General features: G+C 47.8%; 10 protein-coding genes. 4 read left to right on the forward strand and 6 right to left on the reverse strand.

Annotated features, from left to right (window positions below):
• Nucleotides 1-91 precede the first annotated feature (91 nt).
• Nucleotides 92-3403 (forward strand): hypothetical protein, encoded by a 3312-nt coding sequence (locus MESINF_RS08850; RefSeq protein WP_169699482.1) that lies wholly within the window; start codon nucleotides 92-94, stop codon nucleotides 3401-3403.
• A 54-nt stretch (nucleotides 3404-3457) separates the two neighbouring features.
• Here MESINF_RS08850 and MESINF_RS08855 read toward each other — a convergent pair whose 3' ends face one another.
• The 6 genes from MESINF_RS08855 to MESINF_RS08880 form a co-directional block, all read right to left on the reverse strand.
• Nucleotides 3458-8542, reverse strand: coding sequence for an InlB B-repeat-containing protein (locus tag MESINF_RS08855; RefSeq protein ID WP_169699483.1), 5085 nt, complete (start codon nucleotides 8540-8542; stop codon nucleotides 3458-3460).
• A gap of 487 nt (nucleotides 8543-9029) precedes the next feature.
• The gene (locus MESINF_RS08860) at nucleotides 9030-9491 is read right to left on the reverse strand and encodes a hypothetical protein (protein ID WP_169699484.1); all 462 of its coding nucleotides are present in this window, start codon (nucleotides 9489-9491) and stop codon (nucleotides 9030-9032) included.
• A gap of 22 nt (nucleotides 9492-9513) precedes the next feature.
• On the reverse strand, nucleotides 9514-10581 hold the full coding sequence (locus MESINF_RS08865; RefSeq protein WP_169699485.1) for a hypothetical protein: 1068 nt from the start codon (nucleotides 10579-10581) through the stop codon (nucleotides 9514-9516).
• A gap of 11 nt (nucleotides 10582-10592) precedes the next feature.
• Nucleotides 10593-11375, reverse strand: a complete 783-nt coding sequence (locus tag MESINF_RS08870; RefSeq protein WP_169699486.1) for a hypothetical protein — start codon at nucleotides 11373-11375, stop codon at nucleotides 10593-10595.
• A gap of 14 nt (nucleotides 11376-11389) precedes the next feature.
• Nucleotides 11390-14818 (reverse strand): InlB B-repeat-containing protein, encoded by a 3429-nt coding sequence (locus tag MESINF_RS08875; RefSeq protein WP_169699487.1) that lies wholly within the window; start codon nucleotides 14816-14818, stop codon nucleotides 11390-11392.
• 115 nt (nucleotides 14819-14933) lie between these two features.
• Nucleotides 14934-15728, reverse strand: a complete 795-nt coding sequence (locus MESINF_RS08880) for a serine protease family protein (RefSeq protein ID WP_169699488.1) — start codon at nucleotides 15726-15728, stop codon at nucleotides 14934-14936.
• Between the two features lie 161 nt (nucleotides 15729-15889).
• Between MESINF_RS08880 and miaB the strand changes: the two genes are divergently transcribed.
• The 3 genes from miaB (at nucleotide 15890) to priA (ending at nucleotide 20914) form a co-directional block, all read left to right on the forward strand.
• Nucleotides 15890-17200, forward strand: coding sequence for a tRNA (N6-isopentenyl adenosine(37)-C2)-methylthiotransferase MiaB (gene miaB / locus MESINF_RS08885; RefSeq protein WP_169699489.1), 1311 nt, complete (start codon nucleotides 15890-15892; stop codon nucleotides 17198-17200).
• A 151-nt stretch (nucleotides 17201-17351) separates the two neighbouring features.
• A complete protein-coding gene (locus tag MESINF_RS08890; RefSeq protein ID WP_169699490.1) occupies nucleotides 17352-18635 on the forward strand; it encodes a nucleotidyltransferase in 1284 nt (427 codons plus the stop codon).
• Nucleotides 18635-20914, forward strand: coding sequence for a replication restart helicase PriA (priA, locus tag MESINF_RS08895; protein WP_169699491.1), 2280 nt, complete (start codon nucleotides 18635-18637; stop codon nucleotides 20912-20914). The genes MESINF_RS08890 and priA overlap by 1 nt, the downstream gene beginning before the upstream one ends.
• Nucleotides 20915-20921 lie beyond the last annotated feature (7 nt).

Raw genomic sequence — 20921 nt, forward strand, 5'->3', positions numbered from 1 at the left:
TTTTGAGAGATTTCGGGGTGGCCTGGCATATAGTTGCATATCAATCGACTGGATAAGGTTATTTTACACCCATTGAGGTGGAGGTGGAGTTATGAAAAGAAGTTTGATTATTGTAGTAGCGATTCTTATACTCTTAGTTCTGGCAGGTTGTATAAGACCGCAAGAACAGGAAGAGTTGATAATTGAAGAGTTTCCGGAAAACGAGATACAGTTCGAACTTGGTTCGATAAGCGGGCTTAGGTCTTCTTACGAAATAGTCGTCAAGGGTGAGTTATTAGCAACCGTACATGCATGGATTGAGGATGATGCGACTTTGTTCTTAAGATTTGAAGCTTCTGATGGTTGGCTTCTTCTTGAAAGCCGTGCAGCAACCTCAACAACACTAACTGGGATGCCTAAGAACGAAGATGGCAAGACAGACCCGTCATTGTTCTCTGGAGAAGTTCATATTACTCCTCTTAAAGAATACACACTGTCTCTTCCTCTTGGAAAGCTATCAGATGGTCAAAAAGTATATTTCGGTACTTACAGCGAGTTTCGAAAAGTTGGCACGAGAACCAGAGTTAAATATGGTGTTTGTATCAATTCATTCATATATCACGACGATACTCCGGTGATAGATAAGAAACCAAAGCTCGAGGGTGATATAGATGATCCGCTTGTCAGAGGTTTTACCTATGACTGGGAAATCGAAAAGAGTGTCGATCCCGAATCTGTGGAGTTGAAACTCGGAGAATCGGCGGCTTTAAGCTATACTATCAATGCGACCAGAACTCCGGCAGATGGATCTTTTTCGCTTTCCGGGGCAGTTAATCTCAACAGCACCGGCGAACTGCCGGCTTCAAACATTTCAATAACTGTGATACTTCAGTATCTTCTTGGAGATGTATATACAGATCTGGAAGGTTTCACCGCGATAAATGTCGATACTTCGGCGACTCCCACTTTGAACCCGGGAGAATCCAGTTCATATAAGTATGATTTCACCTTCGATCCAAAGGAAGGCGTTGATGAGTACAGAATTCGGGCTTCGATTACAGCGGACGATCTCTTCCCCTTCACTCTGAATGCTACCTTCACATTGAGCGGACTTGCAGAGTCCACGGACGCCACCGCAACGATAGCTGACCAGTTGAGGGATATTGAAAGCGAAATACCCGGTGGGTTTAGTGCAGCATATGTACCACCGACAACGGGAAGCTGGGTATTGGAGAAATTGGGAGATGGAATTCAGACCTTCTCGCTAGTCTATGAGGTTCTCCTCACTAACGAAAAGATAGAAGATCCACAACAGGATTTCTACATACTCGATAACACGGCAACACTGACCGAATATGACAGCAAGACCGAGCACTCAGACGATGCGCGTGTAATAATAACAGTTCCGCAGCCTTTCATAGATAATCCGGATCTAAAGATAGAGAACGAGCACGAAATGGAATGGGATCAGGAGAAGGCATACAGCTGGGAGATAGAGAAGAGCGCTACACCCGAGAGTATAGAGCTGGAAGAAGGGGAAGACGGCACATTCACATACACCCTTCTGGCGACCAGGACAGTTGAGGAAACGAACATAGCGACACTGACCGGTCTTGCCACAGTTACGAACACGGGTAATGTCGATCTCACGAACATAGCTGTAGAGATAATCCTGGAAGACGCAGACGGAGTGGAGATAGACAAATACACCACCACGATAGCCGCACTTGCAGTCGGAGCGCAAGAAGGTTTACCGTACTCCTTCACATTCGACCCGACAGGCTACACGGCGCCGTTCAAGGTAATAGCGAAGGCGACGGCGGGAACTGCTTCGGACGAAGTCCAGACCGAGCAGCTCCTTCCGACTCCTAACTTGACGGAGATAGATGAAGACGCGTACGTAGAGGACACCTTCGATCCGTTCAGCGTGACCGGAATAGCGATAGAAGGAAACATCGATCGTGACTGGCTCAACATAATAGAAGGCTCAGACTGGAATTCACTAACCAGCAGTTGGAGTGTGAGCTACACAGTTGTAGCGACCAACACCGGAGCCGCTCCTGGAGAATACCCGCTTGACAACACGGTCGTAATCTACGGTGAAGATACTGAAGATGAATACGACCGTGACGATGAAGAAGTAAAGATAATAGTTCCCGAAGACAGCGATCTAAAGATAGAGAACGAACACGATATGGAATGGGATCAGGAGAAGGCATACAGCTGGGAGATAGAGAAGAGCGCTACACCCGAGAGTATAGAGCTGGAAGAAGGGGAAGACGGCACATTCACATACACCCTTCTGGCGACCAGGACAGTTGAGGAAACGAACATAGCGACACTGACCGGTCTTGCCACAGTTACGAACACGGGTAACGTCGATCTCACGAACATAGCTGTAGAGATAATCCTGGAAGACGCAGACGGAGTGGAGATAGACAAATACACCACCACGATAGCCGCACTTGCAGTCGGAGCGCAAGAAGGTTTACCGTACTCCTTCACATTCGACCCGACAGTCTACACGGCGCCGTTCAAGGTAATAGCGAAGGCGACGGCGGGAACTGCTTCGGACGAAGTCCAGACCGAGCAGCTCCTTCCGACTCCTAACGTGACGGAGATAGATAAAGACGCATACGTAGAGGACACCTTCGATCCGTTCAGCGTGACCGGAATAGCGATAGAAGGAAACATCGATCGTGACTGGCTCAACATAATAGAAGGCTCAGACTGGAATTCACTAACCAGCAGCTGGAGTGTAAGCTACACAGTTGTGGCGACCAACACCGGAGCCGCTCCTGGAGAATACCAGCTTCACAACACGGTCGTAATCTACGGTGAAGATACCCGTTTAGAACATGATCGTGACGATGAAAAAGTAAAGATTCTTGTTTCAAAGATAGAACCCGGCGATTTCAGAACCCAGACGATGGGTGGATGGGGAACAGCTGCTTCTGGTAACAATCCTGGAACTTACAGGGATGCAAACTTCGCCTCTGCGTTCCCGAACGGTCTGTTGGTTGGAAGCTTGAGTGGTTATAGTGCTCTTTTTGATAGTTCACTGGCCATACAGAATTTCTTGCCCGCTGGTGGTCCTTCAGGATCTTTCAACAAAAGCTATACGAATCCCACTTCGACAAACGCCGGAACACTTGCGGGACAGGCAGTGGCTCTAACGTTAAGTATTGGATTTGATCTTCATGATCCTGATTTCGGGGCCAGTTCTTACAATCTAAAAGACTTACTTGTGGTTTCCGGTGATTTCTTAGGCTGGACAGTTGAAGAAGTACTGGCTGAGGCCAATCGTTTTCTTGCCGGCCTGGGAAGCGCTTACTCAGCTACTCAGTTGAACGAAGTACTCAATTCTATAAACGAGAACTTCGTAGATGGAAATACCAACAAAGGGTTCTTGAGATTACCCTGAGATCTTTTATTTTAGAACAGGGCGTGCTTCGCGCCCTGTTTCTTTTAGAGAACATCACTTGCATATTCCGACATACTGTATGGAACTTCCCGAATTACCCGGATCCGTAAAACTCGGGTTTATTGTCTTGAATATTGCGCTTCCGCCCCTCAGATTCTTCGCACCGCCGGTGTAGTATGAGACCGTTATGCCGTCGAAACTGCTATCGCCTCTGAAACCATACAATCCCGTCGGTTTCTTGAGGAGAAGCGCGATCCTAAACGCTGTCATGAGATCTCCAAATCCGACATTGACCCCTCTCTTTGCCAGCGTCGCCGTCACTGCCCTCTGATCATTACAACTATCCAGAAGAATATCTCTGAATATAGCGGGATCTCCTCCACCCTGTGTTCTGACATACTGCAAGAAAAGGTATGAGAGCGAGTAATTAGCAAGCACATCGCCGTTGTCATTCCAGTAAAGCAGAGACTGTCCGTTCTTTATGCTGGTGGCGTAATTGTAGTAGCTGATCCTGCTTGTCAGAGTCCCCTTGTAGATATGTTCGGCAGACATCGACAAACCTTCATTTAACCACTTCGGCATTGAACTACCCTTCTCCACAAAGTAGTTTCTGTTAAAGTTGACCATGTGCTGGAACTCGTGAACCAGAGTGCTGTAAGCTCTTGAAACATCTACCGGGTTCGATGCCGGGTAGCGCATCGTCGGATAGGTGTCTATATAGAAGATCTCCATCTTGTTTGAAGTACTGGTATTGAAGAGATCTCCAGAGCTGAAATAACCGCCCACATAAGCTCCAGTGTTGTCGAAATCGTCCTGAATATCGAAACAGAGGATCGCAACTCTTCCGTCTCCGTTTACATCTGATGGAGTGTAGAAGTATTCAGTAGCCAGAGGATAGATGACGTTATCGAACTCCTGACCAAGCTGCGTCGCCTTGGAAACAGTTATTTCCGAAGGATTCTCGACCCATATTTCGCAGGTCTCTCCAATATACTGAAGAGTCGCGGTTATCTGGTAATTCAAATTCGTTCTGAAATTGTTAACGTGGAAGGATCTCGTGCTGCCTACGGCTGCGAGTTCGAAGCCTGCCTCAACTAGATCCGGTCGCATCTTCATCGACAGATCGATGTCATCGGGGAGAGGTATCTCGGGATTTATAGCATACGCTTCAATCGGTAAATTTTTAGGAAGAACATCCCCTGATGGAAGATAATCGGAACTGAGCGTTCCAGTGTACTCTGTAGTGTTTGCGCTCTCTGATTCATTGCTTACTAGAAGGACATTACCCGTGTAAACCGGCCCGTTCATGTCTATACCGTCTTCGGGTGGTATTTCGGCGGCTTCTGTTCTGAACTTCCAGACATCTCCCTGGGTAGTTGCTCCCTTAGCGTCTGTCGCTACTATCTTCCAGTAGTAATCCTTTCCATTCTGAAGATTGCCGGGGTTGTAAGATTTCGTTGTTATTCCCGAGGCCACCTTCGATGGATTCGAGCTCTCGCCGAAGTAGACATCGTATTTCAGAGAGTCTCCATCGGGGTCGCTGCAATTCCATGAGAGAGTTATTGAAGCAGCGATATCACTGCTGTTATTTGCGGGATTGGGGCTTGAAGGCTTCGCGGGTGGCTGATTGCTCTTTGTGGTGAAGTTCCAGAGATCTCCTGCCGTTTCGAGGCCCTTCGCATCTCTGGCGACAACTTTCCAGTAATACTTCGTGCTTTCAGCGAGATTCGAAGCCGTGTAGCTTCTTGCCGTCTGTCCAGCCGAAACTCTCGCAGGGTTTGTCGTGGTACCGAAGTAGATGTCATATACAAGTGCGTCGCCGTCGGGATCAGAACAGTTCCATGAAAGTGTTATAGATGTTCCGACACCCGTAGCACCGCTCGATGGGGCTGGATTTGAAGGCTTCAGAGGAGCGTTATTGGAAGACTCAACAGTTATGCTGAAAGTATCGGTCGCTTCTCCGCCCCTGCCGTCGCTCGCTCTAACGGTCACCGAATAGGTTCCTGCAGTGTTCGCATTGTAGCTGAACTGGTTTCCGCTTATCGTTCCAACTCCAGATACTTTGGAGAATACAATAGGATCACCATCTGAGTCTGAGACGAAGTTTCTCAGGTCCAGAACCAGATTCGTTCCAGTGCACACTGTCTGATCCGGGATCTCCAGAGTGGGGATCGCGTTGTATCTGGCGATAACTTTCTTCGGACTGTCAAGATTTATCTGAAGCGGGTTATCATTTAGTGTCTCTCCGTTCACCGTCCAGTTGAGGAAGGAGTAGCCTTCGACCTGCGGAGCGGTGAGCGTTAGGCTGCTGCCCTTCTCGTACCAACCGCTTCCGGGAATAGAGACTACCGATGAGCTCACGCTTACGAGATACTCACTCTTCATCTGGGCTGTATAGGAGACAGAAGAAGAGAGAACGAGATTCCTGGTTGTCGAAGTGTTTCCGTCATTCCACTTCAAGAAAGTGTATCTGCTGTCTATACCGTCTATTCTATCCGATTCGTCTCTCTCCTGGAGAGCGGTTATTCCGAAACTGTGCGAAGAACCTTCCCAATCTTCTATCATTGCCGGTGCCTTCTTCTTTGCTCCATCTATAAGGATTTCGAGCCCGGCAGGATAGGTACTCACTGTCAGATTGTACTTTCCAAGTTGCCCGTAGATGGCTTCGACTTTCGAAGGTTCGCTTACCGTTATACAGAGTTCTTGATTCTCGACTATCTCTCCGTTCACCGTCCAGTTGAGGAAGGAGTAGCCTTCGACCTGCGGAGCGGTGAGCGTTAGGCTGCTGCCCTTCTCGTACCAACCGCTTCCGGGAATAGAGACTACCGATGAGCTCACGCTTACGAGATACTCACTCTTCATCTGGGCTGTCAACGATACGTTTTCGGTTACGGTTATCGTTCTCGCCTTCGCAGTGCTTTCGTCGCTCCACTTGGTGAAACTGTACCTTGTGTCTATTCCTTCTACATTACCGCTCTCGTCTCTCTCCTGTGGCGTTACTATCTCAAGTGATACCGTGTCTCCATGATTGACTACCACACTTGCCGGAGCTACCTTCTTGACTCCGTTCACTTTCACTTCCAGCCCCGAAGGCTCAGTGTTTACATTCACGCTGTATCCCTTGAGCGTATATACGGCGACTATCTTTTTTGGTGAATCATGAGTTATCTCTACGCTTCTTCCATCTATCCTGATCCCGTTTACTTCCCAGTGCGAAAAGTCGTATCCGATTGAATCAGGTGATACATAAGAAAAAAGAGAGTCCTTTACTTCCCAGCCCGCGCCATCTATGCTGGCAACTCCTTCGGGCAGTGTCGAGGTCTCGACTAGATATCGTGTCTCCGTCTGGACTGTGTAGCTCTTATCCGAATCGAGGAGCACCGTTCTTGGATTTGAAGTATTGGAATCGTTCCATGACTTGAAAGTATATCTTGTGTCTACACCGGATACGAAAGAGCTTTCGTCTCTCTCCTGAGCTTTGAACTCTATCGTATGGGAAGTTCCCTCTCTTGCCTGAATGCTCGAAGGTGATGTGTACTCAAGTGAGTCTATGATTATCTTCAAACCTTCGGGTTCGCTTCCAACCGAAAGAGTCCTGAAAGGTATTTCGCTGTAAACGGCTTCGATCTTTGTGGGTTTGTCGACCGTAATCACCAGGGGGTTGTCGTTTATCGCCTCTCCGTTGACGTTCCAGCCGTTGAAGGTGTAGTTCTCGACCTGCGGGGCGGTGAGTGTGAGGCTGCTGCCCTTCTCGTACCAACCGCTTCCGGGAATAGAGACTACCGATGAGCTCACGCTTACGAGATACTCACTCTTCATCTGGGCTGTCAACGATACGTTTTCGGTTACGGTTATCGTTCTCGCCTTCGCAGTGCTTTCGTCGCTCCACTTGGTGAAACTGTACCTTGTGTCTATTCCTTCTACATTACCGCTCTCGTCTCTCTCCTGTGGCGTTACTATCTCAAGTGATACCGTGTCTCCATGATTGACTACCACACTTGCCGGAGCTACCTTCTTGACTCCGTTCACTTTCACTTCCAGCCCCGAAGGCTCAGTGTTTACATTCACGCTGTATCCCTTGAGCGTATATACGGCGACTATCTTTTTTGGTGAATCATGAGTTATCTCTACGCTTCTTCCATCTATCCTGATCCCGTTTACTTCCCAGTGCGAAAAGTCGTATCCGATTGAATCAGGTGATACATAAGAAAAAAGAGAGTCCTTTACTTCCCAGCCCGCGCCATCTATGCTGGCAACTCCTTCGGGCAGTGTCGAGGTCTCGACTAGATATCGTGTCTCCGTCTGGACTGTGTAGCTCTTATCCGAATCGAGGAGCACCGTTCTTGGATTTGAAGTATTGGAATCGTTCCATGACTTGAAAGTATATCTTGTGTCTACACCGGATACGAAAGAGCTTTCGTCTCTCTCCTGAGCTTTGAACTCTATCGTATGGGAAGTTCCCTCTCTTGCCTGAATGCTCGAAGGTGATGTGTACTCAAGTGAGTCTATGATTATCTTCAGTCCTTCGGGTTCGCTTCCAACCGAAAGAGTCCTGAAAGGTATTTCACTGTAAACGGCTTCGATCTTTGTGGGTTTGTCGACCGTAATCACCAGGGGGTTGTCGTTTATCGCCTCTCCGTTGACGTTCCAGCCGTTGAAGGTGTAGTTCTCGACCTGCGGGGCGGTGAGTGTGAGGCTGCTGCCCTTCTCGTACCAACCGCTTCCGGGAATCTCAATGAGTTTCTTAGGATCTGTGCTTACAGTAACCTTGAACTTTGTCAAAGTCTTTGCTTCAAGTTTCTTGTTGGAATCAACTGTTATTACTCTGGGATTGTCTTGTGATCCATCGCTCCAAACGTCAAAAACGTGAATCTCGTTAAGCTCTTCAGAAGGCTCTTCGTCCACGACTCTAACTACGACTCGCTCCTCAGGCTTCAAGCTAATGCTGAACGGAGTCAGACGAATATCCGAAGGCTCGAATTCAGTCTGCTCTATCTCATCCAGAAGAACGATCCCAATAGTATCGGGGTCGGAAATCACTTCCAGAGTGAAGAGTTTTACTCTCGGTACGCAACTGCTCATAAGTACTATGAAAACTACGAAAATTGATATCAGTATGCCTTTCATGTTTATCCTCATAAGTATTCCCCCATAATCAGGAATGCAACTCCATAATTATTATATACGATACAATCAAATTTTATACATATTCGATAGATACATAAGTATCAATCATATGACCTAATTTATATATCTCTCTGTATGTCATTTCGGAAATCATTGTCTGTCATATATACCTTATTATGGGAAAGGTGGAAGTATTGCTTTATCTTGCAAGCGAACGGATGACTTTTTTTATCGATACATAATCTGGCATTGTTATGAGTATATACCATTAATTTACAAAGAAAAAACATTGAAAAACGGTCATGGATTTCTGGATTATTGAGCATTTAGCGAAAGAATAGTGCGAATTATCAGTTTTCTACCGACGACGGAAGTTATCACTTTGCGGCTGAAAAAGCGTAGAGGAAAGATAGAGCATTTGAAAGAGAAAGAATCTACGGAATTCTCTAGATCTCTCTTTCAGGTAATAACATTATTGATTGCTAAATTGATATTGATTCTATTTCTTCAGGGTTCCCTTCCATTCACCGATCTCTCTTGCGAGGCTATCGAGGTAGATTTTCCCATCGTTGACAAATGTTCCGGTCGCTGTGATGGTCACAATGCCCGTGAGGATGACATCTCTTAAATCCCCAACTACTGGCGGGTATCGTACCTGCATAGTTACCGTGAGAAAATTATCGGGTTTGTCGGTTACCGTGCCTTCGACATCGACTTTTATCAGTTCGAGTCCGGGAGGCATCGTACTTCCCCAGCCCTTTATGGTATTTCCGTCCTGATAAGTAATCTTCATTGTGCCGGTACCCTTGATTGTGGTGTTGTCATGTTTCACTTCGCCTTCGAGTTGCCAGGTACCAAGAACGGCAGGAGCGTTTTTTGGGTCGAAGTGTCTCTTCCAGAAGCATCCTCCGAGTGTTAGTGTCAAGAGAACAACGAAAAGAACTATGATTCGAGTCTTCATCTTCTCCCTCCTGTTTTTCGTTTTATTTGTGGGCCGTCCATTCACCTATTTTTCTTACCGGATTGATAAGGAATATGCCGTAGCCTTCACCTGTACCTGATGATTCGGGGAAGATAGCGTTGCCTTCTACACGGAGTTTACCTTTCATCAGTATATCGTACTTAGTACCATTTACGGGATTTGCCATAGACCCGGTGATTGTCATCTCAGTGGAGATAAACACGATATCCACCGAATCAATCTCAATACTGAATTCTTCGAATTTGACGTTCCCGTCTTCATCTGTGTAGGTTGAGCTGGCGGTGATCTCTACCGGACCGGACATCTCCCAGTTCTGCTGGTTAATTTCTAGCGTTCCTGTTCCTGTCGCCTTAACATATCCATATGTCGAGCTTTCATAGTCTATGGTTCCCGTGAAATTCCAGGTCCCGAGATAAGGATTTGCGAAGCCGTAGTTGTTGGCGAAGACCGCAAAATCCGCAAGGGTTATCGATCCGTCAGGAGCTCCGGGAACTGAAAAGATTTTCTGCCAGATTCCCGAGTACTGTTTCTCAGATGCACCAACATCGAATTTCTCATCGTACTCTTGCGAACCTTCCGAGAAACCGTACGCGGGAGCGAATGAAGCAAAATCGGACAGTGTTATGTAGCCGTCTCCGTTATAATCGCCGATCAGTTCTGGATCCACGCTGTTCTGCTTCCAGTAAGAGTTGGAGATACGATTCAAAACGATTGTGTCACACTTCGAGATAGCCATGCCGGCCGCGTGTTCCGAAGAGATCAGAAGTACTGGCCTGGAGAAATCAACATTCCTGAAGCCGGAAATGGCTACGGTCAGATCCGAATGGTTGCTGCGTGTTATTATCAAGACTCCCTGAAGAGGAGATAGATCTTCAATTTTGAGACCTTCCCCAACCAGAGTTATCTCTATTGCATCTATTCCTTCTCTTACATAAAGCTCGGCTCCGTCTGGAAGTCTCTGGAGTATATACCGGCCGCTTTGATCGAACCTCGGAAAGTGTCCGACACATGAAGCCATAAGCATTGTGACAACAATAGATATAAACACGATGTATGTCATTCTTTTCATCTCAGACCCCCCTACTGGATTGTGATTATCCCGGTATCAGACAGATCGAGTCCACTGATCTCGGGAATCACACCGGTACTGAATTTAACATTTCCTTCGCTAACATATTCCGAGAAGAGTATCTCCGTATTGCCGGCTTTGTCGAGTACATTGACAAATACTCTCAGCAGCTCCGTATTCTGAACATCGAGATCTTTCAGTCCGGCCACGGCCACGTGAATAACACTTTCGGAAGGCTGCTTGATTATCATAAGTCCACCGACAAGGGACTGGACTATACCGGGACATGTAAGATACTCCGTATCGAACTCCAGTACAACTTCAAAGGCATTTATCTCACCGAGGTTATTGGCTTTCACAACAAAGCTTCCAAGACTGTTCCTGTTCAGAGTGGTATCGATTATTTCGAAGGAGGGCCCTGCAACAACTATGGTGGAAGCCGCGCTCTTCACAGGGTCGCCGGCCTTTCCCTTTATATCTACCGGTATAACTTCGAAATACATGAATTTACCGACATCTTGCGAAGTGAGCAAATACTCGTGTTTAGTGGCTGAGGGAATCGACTCAAGACCAGTGCCGTCGGCTTTGTCTGAACGATACCATTTGTACTCGGATGCTCCTTCAGGCTCCTGCTCGGGATCCAGAAAAGTGTATTCTCCCTTTACTTTCTGCCCTGTAACTGTATCTCCCGTGATCCTTACATCTGAAGCACTGGGCTTTTTGTTTATCGGTGGACAGGCCGTAAGTGCAATCAGCAAGATCAACATAACGGTGATATAGGCTAATTTTCTCAATCAGATCACCCCATTCAGTTTATGGTTATCGTGCCTGGAATCAGCGTAATATTCGGACTCCTTATTTCCTGAGGCGGCTGGCTGTCATCGGCTACCGCAGTTTCTACTGGAGAATCATTATATACATAGCTAGTAAAACCGATGGTTGTACTTCCAGATGAGATCTCGGATACTACAATCGTTGCTATCTTGGTTCTTCCCGCGAGGTTCACGGGTTGACCTCCTGCAATGAAATGGATTATTCCGTCGGTGTTTCTTATCATGTTCGCAAGCGGCCATCCAAGGCCGGCATCGTTAGACATGGCTAACACAGACAGCTTTGTTGTATCAAAGCTCAAAACGTATTCAATCGCTGTGACACCAAATTCGAAGTCTTCGGCGTATATGTCTATCTGCCCAAAACCATCCATCGTGGTGTTGTTTATCTGGATCGTTCCTTTACTTATAGTAGTGAAGTTCGCAACTAGCGTTCTGTTCTTTGTAGCCGTAAATGAATAACTGGCGTTAGTACTTACCTGTGCTCCATTCTCTGTCCAGTTGACGAACCTGTATCCCTCTTTGGGGGTGGCTGAAAGATTGACAGTATCTCCATGGGTGTAGACCCCTCCACCGGCAGCAGTTCCTCCGGCTGCAGGATTGGCCGAAACGGCTATTGTATAGGTCTTCTTTGTCAGGATAATATCTACCGTCTTGTCTCCATCGACATTGACGTTATCAGTCACGTTGTTGTATCCCGTCTTGCTTATCGTGTATGATCTTGTTCCTGACTGAACGTTTGTGAAGACGGCCTTTCCCTGCGCGTCGGTGCTCTTGTTCTCACCGTTGAAGGCGACGTTAGCGCCCTGAACTTTTCCCTGGTTATCGCTTACATTGAAAGTTACCGTATATACTCTGACGAAATCGGCAGTCACCGTTTTGTTTCCGTTCATAGTCAGATTGGCCGGGTTTGCAGAGCCGCTCAAATCTCCGCTCCAGGTGTCGAAAGCCCAGCCGGCAGAAGGATTGGCTGTGAGCTGAACGACTTCACCATGAGTATATGTTGCTTTGTCTGGATTCTTCGTGACAGTCCCCTGACCAATTACGTTTGTCGTTAGGCTATAGGTCTTGAGTTTGAATGTGACGGAGATAGTATGACTGGCAGTCACGTTGTTGAATGTGTAGCTGGATACGGCTCCAATGGAAACTCCGTCTACCTTCACATCTTCTATGTCATATCCGGTGTCCGGAGTTATCGTGAATGACTGATTAGAGCCGTGGGTAACGTTCACACTCCCCGCGGGATTTATGCTTCCTCCCGTGCCCGCCGTTGCGGTGATCGTGTAGGTCTTAAGTCTGAAGTTGGCCACGAGTGTCCTGTTCGCGGTCGCCGTGAACGAGTAAGCGGCGTTCGTGCTCACCTGCACCCCATTCTCTGTCCAGTTGACAAATTCATAGCCTTCGTTTGCAGCGGCCACAAGGTTTACAGTATCTCCGTGAGTGTAGTTTCCTCCGCCGCTTACACTTCCTCCGGCAGGAGGATTTGCCGAAACGACTATTGTATAACTCTTAAGTTGGAATGTAGCGTGAATGGTGTGGTTAGTCGTGACGTTTGTGAAGTTGTATGTGGAAACGGCCCCAATAGAGACTCCATCTACCTTTACGTCTTCTATCTCGTATCCGGTATTCGGGGTTATGTTGAACAATCTGTTCGATCCATGTTCTACCTGCACACTCCCCGCGGGATTTATATTGCCTCCCGCGCCCGCCGTCGCGGTGATCGTGTAGGTCTTCTTTGTGAGTATCACGTTTACTGTCTCATCGCCGTCGACATTGACGTTGCCAGTCGCGTTGTTGTATCCTGTCTTGCTCACTGTATATGCTCTGTTACCAGCCAGAACTCCTGTAAACACTGCCTTCCCCTGCACGTCTGTGGCCTTTGTCTCTCCGTAGAATGTAACACTCGCGCCCTGAACTGCTCCCTGATTATCGCTCACGTTGAAGGTCACTGTATATGTTGGAGGGGGCAGAAGTGAGAAGCTGGCGTGGATCGTGTGATCAGCAGCGACTCCGGTGAAAGTATACGATGTTCTCGGTCCAACAGACTCCCCATCGACCAGTACGTCTTCAACGTTGTAGCCCTCACCGGGAGTTATGGCAAACTCCTGATCATCTCCATGATTTACGGAGACATCGCCCGAAGGATTTATACTACCTCCAGCTCCCGCCGTCGCGGTAATTGTGTAGGTCTTAAGTCTGAAGTTGGCCACGAGCGTTCTGTTCGCAGTCGCCATGAACGAGTAAGCGGCGTTCGTGCTCACCTGCACCCCATTCTCTGTCCAGTTGACAAATTCATAGCCTTCGTTTGCAGCGGCCACAAGGTCCACAGTGTCTCCGTGGTCGTAGCTCCCGGCTCCAGTTATTGTTCCACCGGCCGGAGGATTAGCCGATGCGGCTATCGTGTACTTCTTTATTGTGAAGGTCGCTGTTACTGTCTTATTTGAATCCATTGCTATGTTTGCCGGATTTGCAGTACCACTAAGGTCTCCGCTCCAGCCAACGAAGCTCCAGCCCTCATCAGGGGTAGCGGTAAGCTCTACTTCCTCTCCATGATCATACGTAGGTTTGCTCGGGTTCTTCGTTACAGTTCCCTGGCCTACAGTGTTTGTCGTAAGTGTATAGGTCTTGAGCCTGAAAGCCGCGTGAATTGTATGATCCGATGTGACTTTGGTGTAAGTGTAATTGTCAACCGGTCCAATTGTGACTCCGTCAGAAATTACATCTTCTATAGTGTAACTATCGTCTGGAAGTATGCTGAAAGTGATACTGTCTCCATAACTGACTTCCACTTCTCCGGAAGGGCCTATGCTCCCACCCGCTCCGGCGGTAGCGGCGATGGTGTATGTCTTCTTCGTGAGGGTGATATCGACGTTCTCGTCACCATCGACGTTGATGTTTCCGCTGGCGTTGTTGTAACCCTCTTTGCTCACAGTATATGCTTTACTGCCCGCGAGAACCTCGGTGAAGACGGCCTTCCCCTGGGCGTCGGTGCTCTTGTTCTCTCCGTTGAAGGCGACGTTGGCTCCCTGTACGGCTCCCTGGTTATCGCTCACGCTGAAAGTTACCGTGTATGTCGATGGTGCGAGCACTGTGACGCTAACGGTTTTGGTGACAGTCTTGTATTTGTCTTTGGAAGCTTCTATCTCGATCTCCGTCTCACCGGCGGAGATTCCTGTAACCGTTCCGGAATCGGAGACGGTGGCAATCGATGTATTTTTCGACGTGAATTTCAACGTTGTATCGATGGGCTTCACGGTTAACTGGATCGTCTTGGACTCACCTATGGATAGGGAGATATTTTTCGTTACGATATCCAGCTTGATCACCCTAAAAAGGAAACAACCTTGCGTCGTTATGATGGCGAGAAAAACCAGGCTCAGTAGCAAAACAAATAAGATCTTCTTCACAGTAATCTACTCCTTGAAGAAAGAGATTGAGATTCGGATTATCTATTGTTCGTAATTTTACCATAAAGTAATCTTATACTATCCTACTACCCTACAAATTTACAATTGGCTACTGTCAGAAAGCAGTCGATTTTGTGATTTCAGCCGTGCTTATTGCGTCCTTAATCATTTCAACGTGAACTCCCCAACCAGCGTTCAGAAACTGGTTTTCCTCTACTTCTCTACCCTCTTTTCTTGCCTTCGGACTGAATCCTAGTGGCAGATGAACGGTACGACTCTGAACGGCCCAGACCCGACCTGTTACATCCAGTATAGGACCGCCACTTTGTCCAAGGAGTCCGGGAGATGAAGTCTCTATGAACTTGGCAATTTTATTTGCTCCTTTAAAGGCCAGCGCGGATACTGACCTCGTATATATACCCTCAATTGGATAGAGAGATGGAAGGCTCTTCGAGTCCATAAGAAAACGTGACTGCTTGTCGTCGAAAGTCGCTTTGATTCTGGAGAATGGATAGCCAACACGACAGAGACTGGTACCTACTCTCATATCTTCGACCTTGACGAATTCCGGATACTCCTTTACCTCTGAGGCTTCGAATGGCTCAAGTCTTCCGACAACAAGATCGTATTCCGGGAACGGTCTTATATCCTTGAGAGTTATCCCATCTTTCCCCCACCAGAATGAGTGGTTAGTTATTCTTTTAGCTTCGGGAGTTTCGTTTGGATTTGCCTGCTGTTTTTTGAAGAGAAAGTAGGACTGCCACAGATGGGCAACTGTAATCATCCAGCCTCTACTGTTCAAAATAACGAACGTTCCACAGGTTGCGCTGACTTTTCCATCGCCTCTTCGGTTCAGTACTACTACTGGACGTGTGAAGAAACTGGCTGTTTCGTATGCTCTTGCAAACATGTTTCACCTCCGGGTTTTATAGTAATCGGCAGTTATTAGACTACTCGCTGTTGAAGATACTCTGGAACTCCACAGTTGAATGGTAACATAATGCAGTTTCCTGAACTCGGTCAATGATGTAGAATTTACCTGAGTATGAATATCGGTTTAGAGGTGGTTTTTTGAAAGTAGCGTTCAGAACCTTCGGGTGTCAGATGAACATAAGCGATACGGAAGCGATGATGGGAATTCTCCGTCGTGCAGGACACGAGATTATCGAAAGTGAAGAAGTCGCCGATGCGGTGATAGTCAACACATGTGCGGTGCGGGAGAAATCGGAAGACAAATTGTACGGAAAACTCGGTCAGCTCAAAGCTCTCAAGAAGAGAAACGATAGACTCATTGTGGGTGTTTGTGGCTGTGTCGCCGAAAAGAATTCGACCGAGCTTCTGACGCACAGGGAGGTCGACTTCGTTTTCGGGACAAGGGCGATTTCGCGAATAGACAAGTTGCTGTCCAGGGCCGCCGGTGGAGAACGTCTCATAGAGATGGGCGATTATATTGACGAGCTAGATGCGAATTGCCCAAGAGTACGTACCAGCAAACACCACGCGTGGGTCACAATCATATATGGTTGCGACAAATTTTGCTCCTATTGTATAGTCCCTTATACCAGGGGGAGAGAAAAGAGCCGGAAGATGGCTGACATCCTGAACGAGGTCAAACAGCTGGCCGATAGTGGCTACAGGGAGATAACCTTCCTCGGTCAGAACGTTGACTCCTACGGGAAGGATCTCATGGATGGGTCTTCGCTCGCGGCTCTGTTGAGAGAGACTTTGAAGGTAGAAGTAATAGAGAGAATCTGGTTTCTCACATCTTATCCTAGAGATTTCAGCGACGAGTTGATAGATGTGATAGCCTCTTGTGAGAGAATTTCTCGCTCGATTCATCTGCCGGTTCAATCGGGGAGCAATAGGATACTGAAGGCGATGAACAGGGGCTATACAAGGGAGTATTTTCTGGATCTTATCAGACGCGTCAGGGATAGGGTTCCCGATTCATCTCTGAGCACGGATGTTATAGTTGGTTTCCCGGGCGAAACTGAGGCCGATTACGAGGATACGGTCTCGTTGATAAACGAGGTCAGGTTCGAGAGGGTAAACCTGGCCATGTACTCTCCAAGAGAGGGGACACTTTCAGCCAGAAAACTTCCTGACGATATTCCCCAGGAGGTAAAAATCAGAAGGCTTAACGATCTATTGGCGCTGCAGAAACGTATAAACAGGCAGGAAAATGAGAAGTACCTCAATATGGTGATAGATGTCATAGGTGAGGGAAAGATAAAGGGGAACGGGAAGATCTACGGCCGGACGATGAACAATAAGATAGTGATATACCATGCCGATGTTAGCATGATAGGAACTCCCGTGAAAATAAAGGTTGATAGCGTATCCGCCGGACCGTTGTACGGAGAGATAGTTGGAGTTTTATAAGAGGTATGAGAGAAGGGGTAAGAGGTAAGAAAAGCAAGACCTTTCTGCTCTTCCAACCTCTCACCTCTCACCTCTAGCCTCAGGTTCCCCAAGGACGGATTCACGCTCCCCAGGGACGTCTCTTAATGATCTTTCAACTGGAGGAAAATGAATGAAGGTTCTCGGTCTCGTGGTTGAGTACAATCCATTTCATAATGGCCATCTCTTTCACCTCCGGCAATCGAAGGAGCTGGTGAAACCGGATTATACCGTTGCGATCATGAGCGGTAACTTCGTTCAGCGCGGCGAACCGGCGGTTATCGAGAAGTTTTCCCGTGCAAGGGTGGCGTTAAAACTGGGAGTGGATCTAGTTCTGGAATTGCCAGTGGTTTACGCGCTTCAAGATGCCGGCGGTTTTGCGACCGGTTCGATTCGCTCTCTTGACCACGCCGGCGTGACCGATGTGGTATTTGGTAGCGAGACCGGAGATCTCTCTCTCATGAGCGAAGTCTCGAAAATCCTGATAGAAGAACCCGACGAGTACCGCAGAAGTTTGCGCTTTCATCTGAAGGAAGGCCACTCTTTTCCGAATGCCCGTAAATACGCAATCAGGGATTTTATTGGCAGAAGAGACAGCGACCTGTCTTTCAGGATAGAGGAGATAGGCTCTTCAAATAATATTCTTGGAGTCGAGTACATAAGAGCGATGAAGGAGATAGGGAGTAAGATAAGACCCCACGCGATAAAAAGGACGGGCGCCGCCTATACTGACGAGAACCACAAAGGCGAATTCTCTTCGGCGACGGCAATTAGAAGGCTTCTTTCAAAAGGCGACCTAGAATCGGTGAAGGAGGCAGTTCCACAGGAGTCGTTTGACGCGATACTTGGCGAGATAAGGACCGGTAAGGGTCCCGTCTTTCGTGAGGATACGGAGAGCTTCTTCATACCATACCTGCGGCTTTTATCGCGAAGCGATTATGGGCGATACTACGGTTTCGTGGAAGGTCTTGATGCCAGATTCAGAGAGTGTTCTATGAGTTCCGACATGACGGCCTTCACCAACTGTGTCAAGACTAAAAGGTTCACGCTTTCAAGGATCAGGAGGTTGATGTATTATCCGGCCTTCGGATTCACCGGAGATTTGATCGAAAAGAGCAACGATCTTGGACCGCAGTACCTACGTGTTCTTGCTTTCAACGAAAAGGGAAGAGAGTACCTGTCAAGCGTAAAAAAGATGGTGAGCATTCCCATTATCACGACGGCATCGCTGTGGAGAAAAGTGGTGGATCAGGCGCTCAAGAGGAAAATGGAAATAGATGTGAAGCTACTAGAAGAACAGCTGGAGAGAGATTTTAAGGCCAGTGATTTTTACTCCTCTCTGTACAGGTCTCCGGAATGGCGCTCGAGAGGTTCCGAGATGCTTTCGCAGGTTATATACGAGAAGGGTCACTTCTGATGTTAGTTCAAGTTGCGATATCCAATTCTCCCCTCTTCGAGACCTATACATACAACAGCGATTTACCCCTCTCGCCTGGGGAAAGGGTGGAGGTCAACTTCGCCGGCAGGAACACTATAGGTTACGTCGTTTCTCTTGAAGAGAAGAAAGGGCCTTATAAAATAAAGAACATCACGAAGAAGATAGATCTCGAACCATTTCTGGGTGTATCCGATCTGGAGCTTGCCATGTACACCTCGAAAGAGTTCGTTGCGCCACCGGGAAAGGTCTTCGACCTCTTCTTCCCGCCGGGAAAACTGCTTCAGGTAAGTGATTACGTGGTGGCCATATCCGGTGATGTCGGTCTCGAATTGCCGATGAGCAAAGACAGCTTCCTGAAAAAGTTTGGAAGCGAAAAACTCCGGGAGCTTCTGGGGTCAAGAGACGTGAAGATAATGCACAGTTTCGATCGAAAGGTCTCGGGCAAGCGGAGGATCAAAAAAGTCTCTTTGAACAGAAGGTTGATAGATCTGCGCGAAGAGCTCAATCCAGTCTGGCAGTCGATAGTCGATTATCTTCTTTCCGTCAGTTCTGAAGAGATCTCCGTTCTCGAGAAAAAACTCGGACTGAACAGTCGCAGCCCGATCGAGACGCTCGTCAGAAAGGGAGTTCTCTCGGTGGAGGAGGTAGAGGAAGACGACTCTCAATGGGTTATCCCATCGGTAATCGATCTCACTCAAGATCAGAAAAAGGTCTCCAGAGCACTGCTCAATAAGAAAAACGGGGTATCGCTTCTTTACGGCCTTACCGGTACGGGAAAGACCGAGGTGTACTTCAATATCATGGAATACTGGCTGAACAGGGGAAAGCAGGTTCTCTTAATGGTTCCGGAAGTCTCGCTGACCCCTCAGCTTCTGGCGCGTGTCAGGGGCGCTTTCCCAGGCAGAGTCATCAGGCAGTACCACAGTTACATGACTGCCGGACAGAGGCAGAGGATTTGGCTCGACGCCACCGAAGGAAATGTGGACATACTGGTCGGGACAAGGAGTTCGCTGTGGGTTCCCATGAAAAAAACCGGCCTGATAATAATCGACGAAGAACACGACGCCAGTTTTTATCAGCAGAGCGTGCCTTTTTACGATGGTGTAGAAGTGGCGATGAAGAAAGGGAAGTTACTCGATATCCCGGTTATTCTAGGTTCGGCGACGCCCAGAGTTACACACTTCTACGCTGCGAGCACTGGCAGAATGGATCTTTTGGAGCTCCGCAACAGACCGGTTGGAAGCTTCCCTGCGATCGAGATCATCGATATGAAAGAAGAGAAAAATCCTATCATAAGCGCAAGGGCGCTCAAAGAGATAGAATATACCCTTTCGCAGGGCAAACAGGTCTTCGTTTTCGTTCACAGAAAAGGATTCTCCAATTACGTGGTCTGCCATGCATGCGGTCAAACCGTCACCTGTCCTCATTGTTCCGTCTCTCTGACTTATCACAAGATAGACAATGCCCTGAAGTGTCACTACTGCGGATACAGACAACACGTGCCGAGATCCTGTCCGTCCTGTGGATCAATGACGCTTTCGGCGCGGGGGTTCGGCACGGAGAGGGTAGAAAACGATCTTCAAAAGTTCTTTCCGTCAGCCAGCATAATGCGCATGGATCGCGAAACCATCGATAATCCATTCGCCTACGAAAAGGCGCTGCAGGAGATCTCTAAAAAAAAGAGCCAGATAATAGTGGGAACTAAAATGATCACGAAAGGGCTCGATTTTCCCGACGTAGAGATGGTTCTGGTGATCGATGCCGACCGCCTTATGAGCTTTCCCAGCTACGACAGTCCTGAAACCGCCTTTCAGTACATAGCACAGGTCAGCGGTCGCTCCGGTAGGGCCGGTAAGGGAAGGGCCTTCATTCAGAGTTTCAATCCCGGCAACAGGGTTATAAGCAAAGCCTTCGAGAGGGATTACGACAGTTTCTTCCAACAGGAGCTGGATCTCAGGAAAGAACTTCGCTATCCGCCTTTCGTAAAGATCGTGGAGATCGTATGCATCGGAGATTCCGAAGAAGAAAGCCTTGATCTTGGTAAAAAAGTAGTGGCCGAGCTGGAAAAATCGAAAGACGCCTATCTTGAACTCTTCGGCCCCATAGTCCCGCTTCTCTCGAAGATCAAGAGTTCTTATAGGACGAAGATCGTCCTGAAACTGGAAAACGATAGTCCGCTAGATTTCCTTCAACCCGTGATAAAAAAGCATTCCACCGGACTCCAGACAATAGTGAATGGAATCGGCGGAATGCTTTGAAAGATCT

The sequence above is a fragment of the Mesotoga infera genome, assembly GCF_900157305.1.
Lineage (GTDB): Bacteria > Thermotogota > Thermotogae > Petrotogales > Kosmotogaceae > Mesotoga > Mesotoga infera.